The 14,342-nt window shown below is 68.2% G+C and carries 12 protein-coding genes; 8 read left to right on the top strand and 4 right to left on the bottom strand.

Annotated features, from left to right (window positions below; genetic code table 11):
• Positions 1 to 39: 39 nt before the first annotated feature.
• The gene (locus LF262_RS03935; RefSeq protein WP_235778936.1) at positions 40 to 927 is read right to left on the bottom strand and encodes a cytochrome c oxidase assembly protein; all 888 of its coding nucleotides are present in this window, start codon (positions 925 to 927) and stop codon (positions 40 to 42) included.
• Positions 928 to 1,074: 147 nt separating this feature from the next.
• Here LF262_RS03935 and mtrA point away from each other — a divergent pair, with 147 nt between their 5' ends.
• The 7 genes from mtrA (at position 1,075) to secA (ending at position 11,533) form a co-directional block, all read left to right on the top strand.
• A complete protein-coding gene (gene mtrA / locus LF262_RS03930) occupies positions 1,075 to 1,749 on the top strand; it encodes an MtrAB system response regulator MtrA (RefSeq protein ID WP_235778935.1) in 675 nt (224 codons plus the stop codon).
• Positions 1,750 to 1,791: 42 nt separating this feature from the next.
• Positions 1,792 to 3,723: an MtrAB system histidine kinase MtrB gene (gene mtrB / locus LF262_RS03925; protein WP_235778934.1), complete on the top strand. Its 1,932-nt coding sequence runs from the start codon at positions 1,792 to 1,794 to the stop codon at positions 3,721 to 3,723.
• Positions 3,723 to 5,441: an LpqB family beta-propeller domain-containing protein gene (locus tag LF262_RS03920; protein ID WP_235778933.1), complete on the top strand. Its 1,719-nt coding sequence runs from the start codon at positions 3,723 to 3,725 to the stop codon at positions 5,439 to 5,441. Before mtrB ends, LF262_RS03920 begins: the two co-directional genes overlap by 1 nt.
• Before the next feature lie 92 nt (positions 5,442 to 5,533).
• Entirely contained in the window at positions 5,534 to 6,493 is a 960-nt protein-coding gene (locus tag LF262_RS03915) for a ComF family protein (protein ID WP_235778932.1), read from the top strand.
• 150 nt (positions 6,494 to 6,643) lie between these two features.
• Positions 6,644 to 7,366: a ribosome hibernation-promoting factor, HPF/YfiA family gene (gene hpf, locus LF262_RS03910; RefSeq protein ID WP_235778931.1), complete on the top strand. Its 723-nt coding sequence runs from the start codon at positions 6,644 to 6,646 to the stop codon at positions 7,364 to 7,366.
• A gap of 123 nt (positions 7,367 to 7,489) precedes the next feature.
• Positions 7,490 to 8,749 carry a winged helix-turn-helix domain-containing protein gene (locus tag LF262_RS03905; protein WP_235778930.1) on the top strand — a complete coding sequence of 420 codons (1,260 nt, stop codon included), beginning with the start codon at positions 7,490 to 7,492 and terminating at the stop codon, positions 8,747 to 8,749.
• 60 nt (positions 8,750 to 8,809) lie between these two features.
• Positions 8,810 to 11,533 (top strand): preprotein translocase subunit SecA, encoded by a 2,724-nt coding sequence (gene secA, locus LF262_RS03900; RefSeq protein ID WP_235778929.1) that lies wholly within the window; start codon positions 8,810 to 8,812, stop codon positions 11,531 to 11,533.
• Between the two features lie 86 nt (positions 11,534 to 11,619).
• On the opposite strand, the gene LF262_RS03895 is transcribed toward secA, so the two are convergent.
• On the bottom strand, positions 11,620 to 12,183 hold the full coding sequence (locus tag LF262_RS03895; RefSeq protein ID WP_235778928.1) for an Rv3235 family protein: 564 nt from the start codon (positions 12,181 to 12,183) through the stop codon (positions 11,620 to 11,622).
• Between the two features lie 111 nt (positions 12,184 to 12,294).
• Positions 12,295 to 13,305 carry a LysM peptidoglycan-binding domain-containing protein gene (locus tag LF262_RS03890; RefSeq protein ID WP_235778927.1) on the bottom strand — a complete coding sequence of 337 codons (1,011 nt, stop codon included), beginning with the start codon at positions 13,303 to 13,305 and terminating at the stop codon, positions 12,295 to 12,297.
• A 173-nt stretch (positions 13,306 to 13,478) separates the two neighbouring features.
• Here LF262_RS03890 and LF262_RS03885 point away from each other — a divergent pair, with 173 nt between their 5' ends.
• The gene (locus LF262_RS03885) at positions 13,479 to 14,030 is read left to right on the top strand and encodes a hypothetical protein (protein WP_235778926.1); all 552 of its coding nucleotides are present in this window, start codon (positions 13,479 to 13,481) and stop codon (positions 14,028 to 14,030) included.
• A 37-nt stretch (positions 14,031 to 14,067) separates the two neighbouring features.
• On the opposite strand, the gene LF262_RS03880 is transcribed toward LF262_RS03885, so the two are convergent.
• Positions 14,068 to 14,289 carry a helix-turn-helix domain-containing protein gene (locus LF262_RS03880; RefSeq protein WP_235778925.1) on the bottom strand — a complete coding sequence of 74 codons (222 nt, stop codon included), beginning with the start codon at positions 14,287 to 14,289 and terminating at the stop codon, positions 14,068 to 14,070.
• Between the last annotated feature and the right edge of the window lie 53 nt (positions 14,290 to 14,342).

Genomic DNA, 14,342 nt, shown 5'->3' with positions numbered 1-14,342 from the left:
GGCACCGTTGGCCCGGGACTCGCCCCGCAGTGCTGAGGTTCAGTCTCGTCGCCGCCGCAGGTGCTGTTCAGCGAGGGCGTCCATCTCCTCGTCACTGAGCTCGTCATAGGACTGGGCCTCGCGGCGGTCGCTGCGCGAGAAGCGCACGAACATCAGGATGATCACCGGGATGTCCACCGCCTCGGCGATGAACCACAGCAGGTCTCCCGCGAGCTGCTGGTCACGCAGGGGAGAAGGAAACCACGACGGCGAACCGGGCGCCCATGCCGTGACACCGTCGAGCACCGTGGCGGAAAGCCTCATGAAGATTCCCGGAACTGCGTCGGCAAGCAGTTCGATGAACACATAGACGAATTCGAGCACGATGAAGGCGCTCGAGCGTTCGAAGGATTCGGCCTCGGTCAGCGGCAGGGCGAGCACGAGCCCAATGAGGGGCGCCGCAACGCCCAGCGCGCCGCTCGGGAGCGGGTCGGCCCGGTAGGAGGCGAACAGGGGCGTGAGGAACGTGCCGAACAGGATCAGGCCCACGATCGGCGCCACGAAAGCGTTCCCCAGGACCTTCATCGGGCGGCTCGCCATGACCCTCTCGATACGGTCGCGCCCCGCGTCCGCAAGCGCAGCCCGGGCGAGCCCTAGCGGGCGCCCGAGCCCTGCGAGGAGCGGCACGACGAAGAACATGAGCGCGATCTTGAGGGTGAACGCCCAGCGCAGCGAGGACCCGTAGGCCCCGGTGAACCCGCAGGCGAGGACCAGATACGGCGCCAGGCCGAGCACGTAGAAGCACAGCACGCGCCAGACCGGCCAGCGCACCCCTCGGCGACGGGCCCGTGCCAGTCCGACTCCATACAGCGCCGCAGCTGCGACTGCGAGCACGAGTGCGGCTGGATCGAGGGAGGCTGAGGTGAACACGGTGGAGAGCGGCGGCACGCGCGGGAGCATAGCCGCCGAGGCTGGGATCCGGCTGGAAGCCGCCCGCCCACTAGAATGGGCCAAAGGCACTCCGGGCGCGGGGCCCGGACCCGCTCGGCGCGCGAATACCCATAATCGGCCGGAAGTTGGGGGAGAGTTGAAGGTATGAAGGCACGCATTCTGGTCGTCGACGACGACGAGGCCCTGGCCGAGATGATCGGCATCGTCCTGCGCAACGACGGGTTCGAGCCCGTGTTCTGCGCTGACGGCGCACAGGCACCGGACGTCTTCCGCGCGCAGAAGCCGGACCTCATCCTGCTCGACCTCATGCTCCCCGGCCTCGACGGCATCGAGGTGTGCCGCCAGATCCGTGCGGAGTCGGACGTGCCGATCGTCATGTTGACAGCGAAGGCGGACACCACGGATGTGGTCCGCGGGCTTGAGTCCGGGGCCGATGACTACGTGCCGAAGCCGTTCAAGCCGGCTGAACTGGTGGCCCGGGTGCGGGCACGCCTGCGGCCGGGCGAGACCAAGGCGCCTGAGACCCTGCGCATCGGCGAGATCACGATCGATGTCGCCGGGCACACGGTGAGGCGCGGCGAGGAGTACATCTCGCTGACCCCGCTCGAGTTCGACCTCCTCGTGGCGCTCGCGCGCAAGCCGTGGCAGGTCTTCACGCGCGAGCTCCTCCTCGAGCAGGTGTGGGGCTACCGGCATGCCGCCGACACCCGGCTCGTGAACGTCCATGTCCAGCGCCTGCGCTCCAAGGTCGAACGCGATCCCGAGGCGCCCGAAGTCGTGCTCACCGTCCGCGGCGTCGGGTACAAGGCCGGCAGCTAGCCCGGCTGCCCGAAAGCGGCGACGACGCCAGAACGAAGACCTATGGCCACTGAGCAGGACCACCGCACCCCACCGGGCCTGCGCCCGGAGGGCGGTGGCGACCCCGCACGGAACGCCTCCCGCCAGCGCCAGGAGGTGGGCGCCGTCGTGCGCGCGCTGCTGCGCCGAACGGAGGCGCGGCTCCGGCTGGGCCGTGCGCTCGCTCGGCGGTGGGCGCGGCGCGAGAAGCCCCGGGACCGGGCCCGGATCGCCCTCAAGCGTGCCCGCGTCATCCTCTACCGCACTCGTCGGACTGCGGCCCGCACCCTGGCCGGGATCGGGCCAGCCCTCGTGTCCGTGCAGCGTGCGTTCACCCGCCGCTGGCGCCGGTCCCTGCAGTTCCGCACCGTGCTCATCACGCTTGTGCTCACCTTCGTCTCCTTCCTTGCAGTCGGCGCATACCTGTCCAACCAGATCGCGAACAACCTCTTCCAGGAGCGCCTGGCCCAGGCCGAGGTGCAGACCCGGCAGTCCGTCCAGCAGGTCCAGGAGACGTTCGACGGCGCGCAGGTGACCGACCAGCAGGGCGTCCTCAAGCTCGTCAACGACACCCTCAACCAGCTCGAGGCCCGCGAATCGGGCACGCCGCGCCAGTACGTGTTCCTCGCCGTGCCGAACCAGGACCAGCCGCGCAACCGCTGGGTCGACTCACGCGCGTCCTACCTGCGCACCGAGAATGACATCCCCCCCTCCCTCCGAGATGCGGTCCAGCACTCGGAGCAGGAGCAGTACTGGCAGTCCATACCGCTCACCGTGGACAACCGGATGCATCCCGCGATCGCGGTGGGCAACAAGGTGAGCTTCGGCGGGACGGTCTACGAGCTGTACCTCATCTACGACATCGAGTCCGCCCAGGCGACCCTGGACGACATGCAGAACGTGCTGTGGTTCGGTGGCGTCTTCCTCCTGCTGCTCATCGGCGCGATCACCTGGGTCGTCACGCGCGGGGTCGTGTCCCCGGTGAGCCACGCCGCGGCCGTATCGGAGAAGCTCGCCGCCGGCCAGCTCGAGGAGCGCATGGCCGTCGAGGGGGAGGACGAGGTGGCGCGCCTCGGGGCGTCCTTCAACCACATGGCCGCGAACCTCCAGGAGCAGATCACCGCACTCGCGAACCTGTCCCACATGCAGCAGCGCTTCGTCTCCGACGTGAGCCACGAGCTGCGCACCCCGCTGACCACGGTGCGGATGGCCGCGGAGGTCCTCTACGACGCGCGCGACGAGTTCAACCCGATCACCAAGCGCTCGGCCGAGTTGCTCTACAACCAAGTGGAGCGCTTCCAGGCGCTCCTGAACGACCTGCTCGAGATCTCGCGCTTCGACGCGGGCGCGGCAGTGCTCGATGCCGAGCCGACCGATCTCGTGCCCGTGCTCCGCTCGGTCATCGACACAGCGGCCCCGATCGCCGCGGCCTGCGGCTCCGAGGTCCGGCTCTACGCCCGCACGCCGAGCATCGTGGTCGACATGGACGATCGGCGGATCGAGCGCGTGCTCCGCAATCTCCTCCTCAATGCGCTTGAACACGGCGAGGGCCGCCCCGTGGAGATCTTTGTCGCGGCCAATGCAGACGCCGTCGGGGTCGCTGTGCGCGACCATGGCATCGGGATGACTCAAGGTGAGGCAGCCCGCGTCTTCGACCGTTTCTGGCGCGCCGATCCGGCACGGGCCCGCACGACGGGAGGTTCGGGACTCGGCCTCTCGATCGCCACCGAGGACGTCAAGCTGCACAACGGGTGGCTCCAGGCCTGGGGCGAGCGGGGCGAGGGCGCATGCTTCCGCATGACGCTGCCGCTGCGCTCCGGCGGATCTATCCTCTCCTCGCCCGTGGCGCTGGAGCCGGCCGAGGGAGACGTCGTGCTCGTCAAGGAACAGTCCACCCGTGGCGTGGTCCTCGGCGCGTTCCATTCCTCAGCTGCCCAAACGAGGGAGGAGCCGTGATGCGGCGGAGCCTCCCGACGGTGCTGTTCGCCGTGGTCCTCGCGCTTGCCGCTCTGGCCGGATGCGCGCAGATTCCCACGTCCGGTGCCGTGGGCAAGAGCAAGGACAGTGCCGTGACCCTCGGCAACGCGCCCGAGTACAACCCTCAGGGGCCGCGGGACAACGCGAGTCCCCAGGCGACGATTGAAGGCTTCTTCAACGCAGGCAGCGGCTCCCAGAACGACTTCACGGTGGCGCGGCAGTTCCTCGCTCCCGCACAGGCAGTCTCGTGGAAGCCCAGCAACCGAACCCTCGTGTACCGCGGTAGTCCCACCGTGGTGTCCACGGGCCGGGAGAACGAGTACAGGTACGAGTTCGACCTCGCCGTCTCGGTGGCCGCCGATGGCATCGCGACGCAGCTCCCGGCCGGGACGAAGGAGCACGTCGACGTCACGCTCTCCCAAGTGGACGGCCAGTGGCGCCTGTCAAAGCTCCCCGACGGGACAGTGATCCCCGAGGCGACCTTCAAGGACCTGTACAAGTCGTTCGCCCTGTACTTCTACGACCTCAGCTTCACCACCCTCGTGCCGGACGTCCGCTGGTTCATCAACAACTCCGGCGTGGCGAAATCACTCGTGAGCGCGCTCATCGCCGGCCCGGCCCCGTATCTCCGCTCCGCTGTGGCGACATCGTTCCCACAGGGCATCCACCTCGAGCGTGAATCGGTGCCCATTGTTGACAACACTGCGCAAGTGGACCTGACGTCCGAGCTCCGGGATGCGTCCTTCACAGACCGCCAGCGCATGCGGAACCAGCTGCGGCGGACGTTCTCGGGCATCAGCTCCGTGGTGGGTGTCACGCTGCGTTCGAATCAGAGCGACGTCACCCTCGAGGACCCGACCACGGGGAAGTCCGTGCCCGAGCCCGTCGTGGACCCCAAGGTCCCGTCGTGGCAGGTGGGCATTGCGGGTGGCGAACTCGTCCAGTACAGGGACCGGCAGGCCGCTCGGATCGACGGGCTGCGAAGCGTGTCCCAGTACGGACCGCGTGAGCCTGCGGCGGATGTGGCGCAGCAGGTCTACGGCTTCATCGGTGATGGACCGGGCCTGTACTCCGTGGTGCCGAACCAGGCTCCGCGACTCCTTGACTCGCGGAGGCAGCTGAGCCCGCCCTCGGTCAGCTCCGCGGGGTGGGTCTGGAGCGCCGGACCGGGCGGCAACGGCGCGACCGAGGTCGAGGCCTACAAGCCCGCCGGGGTGGCCGAGGGTGCCGAGGTCCCGAAGGCGGTCCTCACACCGGGCTGGCTCGGCGGACGTACCGTCGAGGACTTGAGGATCTCGCGGGACGGCTCCCGCGCGCTCGTCCTGTCGACGCAGGGGGGCTCGACAGCCCTCCAGCTGGCCGGGGTGGTGCGTGCCGCAGACGGCACACCGCGCGAGCTCACGACGCCGATCACCCTCTCGACCACTGAGAAGAAGCCGCGCCGTGCCGTCTGGGTGGACGACACGACGGTCCTCGTCTCCGGCCTCTCGGCGACCGATCCGGTGGCACCAGAGCTGGTCTCGCTCAAGAAGGGGGAGCCGATCCAGCTCCCGGCGCTGTCGGGCATCCAGGCGATCTCGGCCGGGAATGATGACCAGGAGATCTACGCGCAGACCACCGCCGGGGTCTTCATGCTCTCGCGGACCACCTGGACTGAGCTCGGCAAGGGCGTTGAGGGACTGTCCTTCGCAGGATAGCCGTGGGTGGCCGTACCGGTGACGGCGCCGAAGTTGTCCACATGGTGTCAGGGCCGCCCGCAGATGACCGCGCCCTTGGCCAGACTCGAGCCATGGAACAGCGCAGCCCAGTGACGGTCTCCGCGCCCGGGCGTCATACCGGACGCCCCCGGACCCTCTCAGCCCGGACCGTCGACGCCATAGCGGCCGCGGCGGGGGAACTCCTCGGGCTCGTCGTCCCGGTCGAGTGCGCCGCGTGCGGCGCCCCCGACACACCGCTGTGCGCCACGTGCACGAGGCGGCTCAGGGCTCTTACGGCCCGTCCCGGCAGGGTCGAGGCGCACGCCCCCGCCCTCGTCGAGGCCAGCGGCCGGGTCCTGCTTCCTGCGGTGTCGGCGGGGCCATACCGCAACGAGCTCTCCCTCGCGGTGCTCGCCTTCAAGGCCCACGGCAGCGCAGCCCTCGCGGAGGAGCTCGCGGCGGCTCTCGGTCGAGCGCTGCAGGCGGCAGCGGGCGCCGCCGGCACCGGCACCCTACTGGTCCCCGTCCCTACCAGCAGCTCAGCCTATCTCCGACGCGGCTTCGACCCGCTGCGGCTGCTCATGGCACGGGTGCGGCGGGAGGGACGGCTGCCGGTGAAGGCACTGTGGGTCGAGGCTCTCAAGCCGCGCCCGAAGCGGCTCGGCGACCACGCCACATCCCTCGCGACCCGTGTGCTGGGAACCGGCGAGGGCTCCCAGAAGGGCCTCGGCCGTTCCCAGCGACGCTCACGGGTCGCAGGGTCGCTCGAGGTGCGCAACCGAGTCAGGGTGCTGGGCCAGGGCAGCGGGGTGCCCCGAAAGCCACAGGCCCAAGGGCGCAACGCCGTCCGTGGCCGCCACTGCATCGTGGTCGACGACGTGCTCACGACCGGCGCTACCGCCCGGGAGGCGGCCCGTGCGCTCGAGGCTGCGGGCGCCGTCGTCGTCGGGGTCGTCACGCTCGCGTATGTGCCCCTTCCCGAAACCGCTTCCAGCGACTCTCCGGGTACGCTCCCAGCGGACATCCAGCGGTCGGAGGCCAACGGGGGATGAATAAATGGTCACGATCCACTAACGTCAGTGGTAGGTCCCATCGCCAGAAGGACCTGTCGATAGCGGCTCAGGAAAGGGGCTCGGCTGTCAGACGACGGAGCTCCACCACGCCAATATCGGGCTGACCTCGCCAAATATCTGGAGGGCACCATGGAGTTCAACATCAGCGGACGCAACCTGACCGTGTCGGATCGCTTCCGCGAGTACGCGAGCGAGAAGCTCGAGAAAATTGGAGCGCTCGCGGACAAGGTCCAGCGCGTGGACGCCAAGTGCTCCAAGCAGAACAACGCCAAATCCGGCGCAGACCAGCTCACCGTCGAGCTCACGGTCACTGGCCGCGGGCCTGTGATACGGGCCGAGGCCACAGCTCCGGACAAGTTCGCGGCGTTCGACATCGCGTACGGGAAGCTCCTTGAACGCCTCCGGCGGGCCAAGGACCGCCGCAAGGTCCACCACGGCAAGCACACGCCCGTAGGGGTCAACACCGCCACCGCCTCCCTCCCCGTAGTGAGCAGCAGCACGCCAATCTATGCCGAACGTGCCATGGAGGTCTCCGAAGAGGCAGAGTCTCCTTCGCGCTACGAGGTCGAGAACGACATCCCCGCCGGAGACTCGCCCGTGCTGATTCGCCGCAAGGCCTTCCCGGCAACGACCCTGACGCTGGACGACGCGGTGGACAACATGGAGCTCGTCGGCCACGACTTCTACCTGTTCATCGACGCGGACACGAACACACCCTCCGTCGTGTACCGGCGTCGCGGATGGACTTACGGGGTCATCAGCCTGGACCAGGCGTGCGAGCCCGGCGCGTCGAAGGTGGAGGAGCAGATCCACGCCTACCGGTCGGACGATGCAGGTGCCGTTGTCCCCTGACATCCCCTGTGCCTCGACATCATCCGTGGAGGCACCAGCCGCAGCGGCGGTCCCTCAGGGGGCCGCCGCTGCGGCATCCCGCGGCCCCGCGCGAGGCCACCGCGCGGACGGGACCCAGAACGCATGACGGCGCGGCTCACCCTCGCGCAGGCACGTCGGCTGGCGCTGGCGGCCCAGGGGCTGCACAGGCCGCGCCCGAGCGCTCCCGCCACGGCGCGCTCCCTCGTGAAGGTCTTCGAGAACCTCCATGTCGTGCAGATCGACTCCGTCAACGTTCTCGTCCGAAGCCACTACCTGCCGTTCTTCTCCCGGCTCGGCCCCTATGATCGCGCCGGCCTGGACCGGCTCTCTTCGCGCAGCCCGCGCCGCATGCTCGAGTACTGGGCGCACGAGGCGAGCTTCATCGAGCCACAGCACTTCGACGCCCTGCGCCTCTGGCAGCACCGCAAGTGGGCCGGAGCGCACAGCATGGATCCCGAGGTGCGTGGCGCGCTCGCCGAGAGGATCCTTTCCGTGCTCGCCTCCAGCCGGCCGCTGACGGCCGCCCAGCTCACGCAGCGGCTCGGGCATGTCGAGGAGCGCCGCAGTGATCAGTGGGGGTGGAACTGGAACGCCGTGCAGCGCGTGGTCAGCCACCTGTTCGAACTGGGCGCGGTAGCCGCGGCAGGGCGGTCGCCGGCCTTCGAGCGCCGGTATGCCCTTACTCAGCACGTGCTTCCACGCGGGCTCGCAAGGGACGGGACGGAGGACCGTGCCGAGGCCATCCTCGAGCTCACGCGCCGCGCGGTGGAAGCCCACGGAATCGGCACCGCCAGGTGCTTCGCCGACTATTTCCGTCTTCCAGTGCGCGCCACCGAAGAGGCCCTCTCCCGGCTCGCCGCCGAGGGCGCCGTGGAGCCAGTCGTCGCGGATGGGTGGGATGCCCGGCTCTTCATGGGTACAGGCCGTGCGATCCCGCGGGCGGCGACCGGCCGTGCGCTCCTCAGCCCCTTCGATTCGCTCGTGTTCGAGCGGCGGCGGCTCGAGAGACTGTTCCGCTTCCACTACCGGATCGAGATCTACACGCCAGCGCAGCGACGCGAGTACGGCTACTACGTCCTGCCGTTTCTCCTGAGGGACGCCATGGTGGCCAGAGTCGACCTCAAGGCGGACCGCGCGGCTGGGGCGCTCCTTGTCCAAGCAGCCCACGGTGAGCCGGACGCTCCGTCGGACACCGCCGTCGAACTCGCCGCCGAGCTGCGCCTCCTCGCTGACTGGCTTACGCTCGACGACGTCCGGGTTGCCGAGCGCGGGAATCTCGCCTCTGCACTCGCAAGGGCAGTGGCGGACGGTGCCCGGCTGGGGAACCGGCAGGCGTCGCCGCGCGTGTCTCCCGTAGACTGAATCCCGCCGCAGTGCACGAACCGCTGCTGCCCACGCCATTGACAAGGGAGCGAAAGCCACGTGGCAAACCTTCTCGAGAAACTCCTGCGCACCGGGGACCGCCGCACGCTCAAGCAGCTGCGCGTCTACGCGGACGCCATCAACGCGCTCGAGGACGAGTTCAAGGGATTCACCGACGCGGAGCTCCGGGGTGAGACCGATCGCCTCCGGGAGCGGCACGAGGACGGCGAGAAACTCGACGACCTGCTCCCCGAGGCCTTCGCCGCCGTCCGTGAGGCGGCGGGCCGCACCCTCGGAATGCGGCACTTCGACGTCCAGCTCATGGGCGGCGCAGCGCTGCACCTGGGCAACATCGCCGAGATGAAAACCGGTGAAGGCAAGACCCTCGTGGCAACCGCCCCCGCCTACCTCAATGCGCTCTCCGGCAAGGGCGTCCATGTTGTCACGGTCAACGACTACCTCGCCGAGTACCAGTCTGAGCTGATGGGCCGCGTATACCGCTTCCTCGGCATCTCAAGCGGCTGCATCCTCGCGAACATGGACCCGGCCGAGCGCAAGAAGCAGTACGACGCCGGCATCACCTACGGCACGAACAACGAGTTCGGGTTCGACTACCTGCGCGACAACATGGCGTGGGACCAGAGCGAACTGGTCCAGCGCGGCCACCACTTCGCCATCGTCGACGAGGTCGACTCGATCCTCATTGACGAGGCCCGTACGCCGCTCATCATCTCCGGCCCGGGCCAGGGCGATGCCAACCGGTGGTACTCCGAGTTCGCCAAGATCGCGCTGCGCCTCGGAGAGGACGACTACGAGGTCGACGAGAAGAAGCGCACCGTGGGCGTGCTCGAGCCCGGCATCGAGAAGGTCGAGGACTACCTCGGCATCCACAACCTCTACGAATCGGCGAACACCCCGCTTATAGGGTTCCTCAACAACGCCATCAAGGCCAAGGAGCTTTTCAAGCGGGACAAGGACTATGTGGTGCTCGAGGGCGAGGTGCTCATCGTCGATGAGCACACGGGCCGCATCCTCCCGGGCCGCCGCTACAACGAGGGCATGCACCAGGCCATCGAGGCCAAGGAGGGCGTGGAGATCAAGGCGGAGAACCAGACCCTCGCCACGGTCACGCTGCAGAACTACTTCCGCCTGTACGAGAAGCTTTCGGGCATGACGGGCACGGCGGAGACCGAGGCCGCCGAGTTCATGAGCACGTACAAGCTCGGGGTCGTGCCCATCCCGACGAACAAGCCCATGACCCGCATCGACCAGCCCGACCTCGTGTACAAGAACGAGGTCGTCAAGTTCGAAGCGGTGGTGAAGGACATCTCGCGTCGCAACGCGATGGGCCAGCCGGTCCTCGTGGGCACTACGAGTGTCGAGAAGAGCGAATACCTCTCCAAGGCGCTCGCAAAGGCTGGGGTCCGCCATGAGGTGCTCAACGCGAAGAACCATGCGCGGGAGGCCGCAATCGTGGCCCAGGCGGGCCGCAAGGGGGCCGTCACCGTCGCGACCAACATGGCCGGCCGCGGCACGGACATCATGCTGGGCGGCAACGCTGAGTTCATGGCGGTAGCAGACCTGGCTTCCAAGGGCCTCGACCCCGAGGCCAACTCAGCTGACTACGAGGCCGCGTGGCCTGCCGCCCTCGCGTCCGCGAACGAGGCGGTCAAGGCCGAGCACGAGGAAGTCCTCGCGCTCGGCGGCCTATATGTCCTGGGCACCGAGCGGCACGAGTCGCGGCGCATCGACAACCAGCTCCGCGGGCGGTCTGGCCGTCAGGGAGACCCAGGTGAGTCCCGCTTCTACCTCTCGCTCGCCGATGACCTCATGCGGCTCTTCGGAACGGGCGGCGCCGAACGGCTCATGGCGTCGAGCCTCGCGGATGACACCGCCCTCGAGTCGAAGATGGTCTCCCGCGCGATCCAATCGGCGCAGGCACAGGTCGAGGGGCGCAACGCCGAGCAGCGCAAGAACGTCCTCAAGTACGACGACGTGCTCAACCGCCAGCGCGAAGCGATCTACGGCGACCGACGGCGCATCCTCGAGGGCGACGACCTCCACGAGAAGGTCCAGTTCTTCCTTGAGGACACGATCACGGCGATGATCGACGCGGCTACTGCCGAGGGCAACGGCGACGACTGGGACTTCCACGCGCTCTGGGCGAATCTGCGCACGATCTTCCCGATCTCGATCACTCCCCAGGACGTCATCGATGAGGCCGGGGGGAAGCCCCGGGTCACGGTCGAGATGCTCAAGGAGGAGATCATCTCGGATGCGAAGCTGATCTACGCCGAACGGGAGGCGCAGGTCGGGCCCGACACGATGCGCGACCTCGAGCGCCGAGTCGTGCTATCGGTGATCGGTCGCAAATGGCAGGAGCACCTCTACGAGATGGACTATCTCAAGGAGGGCATCGGCCTGCGCGCCATGGCACAGCGTGACCCGCTCGTCGAGTACCAGCGTGAGGGCTTTGCCATGTTCCAGACCATGATGGAGGGCATCCGAGAGGAGTCGGTCGGCTTCTTGTTCAACCTCGAGATCCAGCCAGCCGAGGTGGCCCAGGTCGAGCAGGAGGTCTCGGCGCGTCCGGCCCAGCTGCAGTACTCGGCTCCCGCCGAGGATGGTTCCACGGAGACGCACCTCGAACAGGTGCGGGCCAAGGCGTCCCAGAATGGTGGCGGGGGCCGCCAGAAGCCATCTGGGCAGAAGCCATCCGGGCAGAAGCAGGGCCAGTCGCGGCCCTCGTCGAAGGGAGCACCCGGCCGGCGCTCCAAGCGCTGACCGGATCCTGTCTCTTCGGCCTCAGCGGCCCGCCCCTCGCACAGAAGGGCGGGCCAGCACCGTCCGGAGGTCCATCCGAACGCCATTCAGCCGATCTCGAGGGCTGTGACTGTCCACCCGCCTCTCCCTACAGCTTCGAGTCGGAGCGCCACCGCCCGGTGACGGGCGGCGTCGGAAACGACGATCGCCGCCTCGTAGACACCTGGCTGCACCAGGGATACGTGGGCGGCCTTGATTCCCGCGGCCCTATGGACGGGAGCAAGCTTTCGCTCACCGGTTCGGGCCGCTCGGCACAGGTCAGTGCGCAGCTGCACCACGGGCAGAATGTCGCGGTGCACCCAGGGTGTGAGCTGTGCGAGGGGACGTGTGCCAGCGAGAACCTCCATTGCCGCCCGTGCTATGGCTGCCGCGCGCTTCCGGACCTCCTCCGCCTCCTGAGGCGTTGGCACGGCATGCAGGAGACGAGGGGGCTGCTGCACGGGTACAGGTGCCAGGGCGGCGCTTCCCGCGGTGCGAGGTCGGGGATCGGCGGCAGGCACGGACGTCGGCTGATGGAAGCGAAGCACATCCGCCGTCCGTGGCCCGCTTGCGACGACCTGTGGGAGCGGCTGCGTCCCGCGGGTTGTGGTCGCGGTGGTGAATGCTGTCATGGCGCGAATCCTTCTGATGGGGCCGCTCGATGGGAGCGCGGCAGGGCGTGGGGGGTGAATCAATCGAGGTCTGAGGCCGGTTCCGGCGGTGTGTGGATGGAGGGGACAGGCTCAGCGCGGTGGGCTCAGAAGCTGTCCGGGCTGAAGCAGGTCTGGGGTGTCCCCGATGATTCCTGCATTTGCCTCATACCAATCCGGCCAGGCCGCCGCGATGTCGAGGTCGGTCGACCCCGGTCCGAGGTGCCTGGCCACGATTGTCCACAGGTTGTCGCCCGGGCGGACCTCGACGGGTTCGGCCACGACGCCGGCCACGACGCCGGCCACGGCCCGGGCCGGCTGCCGGATCAGCGGATCGGACGCGGCCAGCGGCGCGGTCGGCACCCATGCAGCTTCCGGTACCGCACCAGAAGCCGGCGCCGCCTGCACACCTCCCGGTGGCAGGGAATACTGCGGGGCAGCGACGGGCGGAGGTGGACCGCCGGGCTCGGATGGTTCCTCTCCGAGGAGGAGTGCTTCGCCGGTGCGGAGAGGGGCGTCTGTGCTCGACGTTCCTGCGCGGCTTAGCCCGGATGCGGTCGGCGAACCAGAGGCCGAAGCTTGAGTTGACGGTTGGGATTCGTCCACGGAGCGTTCCTGGTCAGATCTCGACTTGACCGGTTGAGCTGCCGGGACAGAGTGTGGAGCGGAGGCGCCGGGGTGCCAGGCGGGGTCGGGGAGTCCGGCGGAGTGTGCCGCGGGAGCGGTCACGAGGGTAAGCCCGAGCAGGGCCATTGCGAGTCGGCGCATGAAGGCAGGGGCGAACGCTCCCGTGCGGCTCGCGGCCCCCGCCGCCCCAGCTGCTGCGAGGAGCGCTGACGTGATCGCGAGCGCCGCCGAGAGGAGCCACCAGGCGACGACCACGAGGCCGGCCAGGCTCGCGGCAAGCCCGAGGAGGACGGCGATGCTCGGTGCGTCTGCGCCGTCGAACGTTTCTGGGGCGATGCGAAGCCAGTCCCCTGAACCGCCCGGTGCGGCGCTTCCAGCAAGGGCCTTCCCTGCGAGGACGAGTACCGCACCCAGCGCGAGGACGGCCGCGGTGACGAGCGCATCCGCCGCGATCTGCTGATGCCTGGTGTTCTCCATTCGGACCCCCCGGTCTGTTCATCCGCGCTGCGGATTCCACAACTTTATGATGCTGTTTGATATCGTTTGATGACAACGAATCCAGTTTGGTCATAGAAAAGCGCGAATGTCCAGTTCAGGTGGTCTATGACCGAGATTGACCCATACCTACGGGCGTTCATAAGGTGAAGACCATGCGCTGGGACGACTTGTTCGCGGACCTTGAGGGCCAGCTTGCCTCGGCAGGGCAACTGGAGCATGAAGCCCAGGTGGCCGAGTTTGTCAGGGCCGAACAGGGGGCGGTGGGGCTCACGGACCGGATGAGGGCCCACACCACTCAACCGGTCGATGTGCTGCTGAAAGCAGACGTCCGGCTCTATGGCAGGCTGGGTCAAGTGGCCGAGGCGTGGTTCATCCTCCAGACACCGCGGTACCGCGCCTTGGTGCCTTTCGCGGCGCTCCTGACCGTGAACGGGCTCACCCGGTCGGTCCGGGCTGAAGGCTCGACGGTGCGCCGAACGGCCTCGTTCGCGTCGTGTCTTCGCGCTCTCGCGCGGGACCGGGCAATCGTGACATGTCTGATCGACGGCGGCCGTGCCGAAGCGGTGGCCGTCGTCGGCGTGATCGACACGGTCGGGGCGGACTACCTCGAGGTCACGCCAGCGCGCGGCGATTTCGGTTCCGCTGCGGGCGGTTCAGTGGTGGTGCGATTTGGGGCGCTCGTTGCTGTGCGCTCCGACACCTGACTCTGCTACGGCACGAGTGGACTCCAAGGCCGCGGAGTCAGTTCCCGGAGTGGGTGCGGCGGTTCTCAGCCAGCATCTTCTCGGCCTTGGCATAACTGGCCTGAATGTACTCCTCGAGCTTCACGTCTTCGACGCGCCACTGATTGCGGCCACCGATTTGAATGGCTTTGAGCTCTCCGCTCCGGACCAGGGCATAGGCCTGCGCCGGACTGATCTGGAGCTGTTCGCACACATCGGCGAGCGTCAGGAAGCGTGGCATGGAGCCATTCTGCCACTCTCGGGAGCTTTCGACGTCGATTGAGGCGGTTATCC

It is taken from the genome of Sinomonas notoginsengisoli (genome assembly GCF_021554725.1).
Taxonomy (GTDB): Bacteria; Actinomycetota; Actinomycetes; order Actinomycetales; family Micrococcaceae; genus Sinomonas; species Sinomonas notoginsengisoli.
This window is presented reverse-complemented; position numbering and strand designations above follow the sequence as displayed.

Excerpts from the sequence above, each read along its gene's own strand:
- mtrA (WP_235778935.1), top strand. The coding sequence starts at position 1,075 with ATGAAGGCACGCATTCTGGTCGTCGACGACGACGAGGCCCTGGCCGAG.
- mtrB (WP_235778934.1), top strand. The coding sequence starts at position 1,792 with ATGGCCACTGAGCAGGACCACCGCACCCCACCGGGCCTGCGCCCGGAG.
- LF262_RS03920 (WP_235778933.1), top strand. The coding sequence starts at position 3,723 with ATGCGGCGGAGCCTCCCGACGGTGCTGTTCGCCGTGGTCCTCGCGCTT.
- LF262_RS03915 (WP_235778932.1), top strand. The coding sequence starts at position 5,534 with ATGGAACAGCGCAGCCCAGTGACGGTCTCCGCGCCCGGGCGTCATACC.
- hpf (WP_235778931.1), top strand. The coding sequence starts at position 6,644 with ATGGAGTTCAACATCAGCGGACGCAACCTGACCGTGTCGGATCGCTTC.
- LF262_RS03905 (WP_235778930.1), top strand. The coding sequence starts at position 7,490 with ATGACGGCGCGGCTCACCCTCGCGCAGGCACGTCGGCTGGCGCTGGCG.
- LF262_RS03895 (WP_235778928.1), bottom strand. The coding sequence starts at position 12,183 with ATGACAGCATTCACCACCGCGACCACAACCCGCGGGACGCAGCCGCTC.
- LF262_RS03890 (WP_235778927.1), bottom strand. The coding sequence starts at position 13,305 with ATGGAGAACACCAGGCATCAGCAGATCGCGGCGGATGCGCTCGTCACC.
- LF262_RS03885 (WP_235778926.1), top strand. The coding sequence starts at position 13,479 with ATGCGCTGGGACGACTTGTTCGCGGACCTTGAGGGCCAGCTTGCCTCG.
- LF262_RS03880 (WP_235778925.1), bottom strand. The coding sequence starts at position 14,289 with ATGCCACGCTTCCTGACGCTCGCCGATGTGTGCGAACAGCTCCAGATC.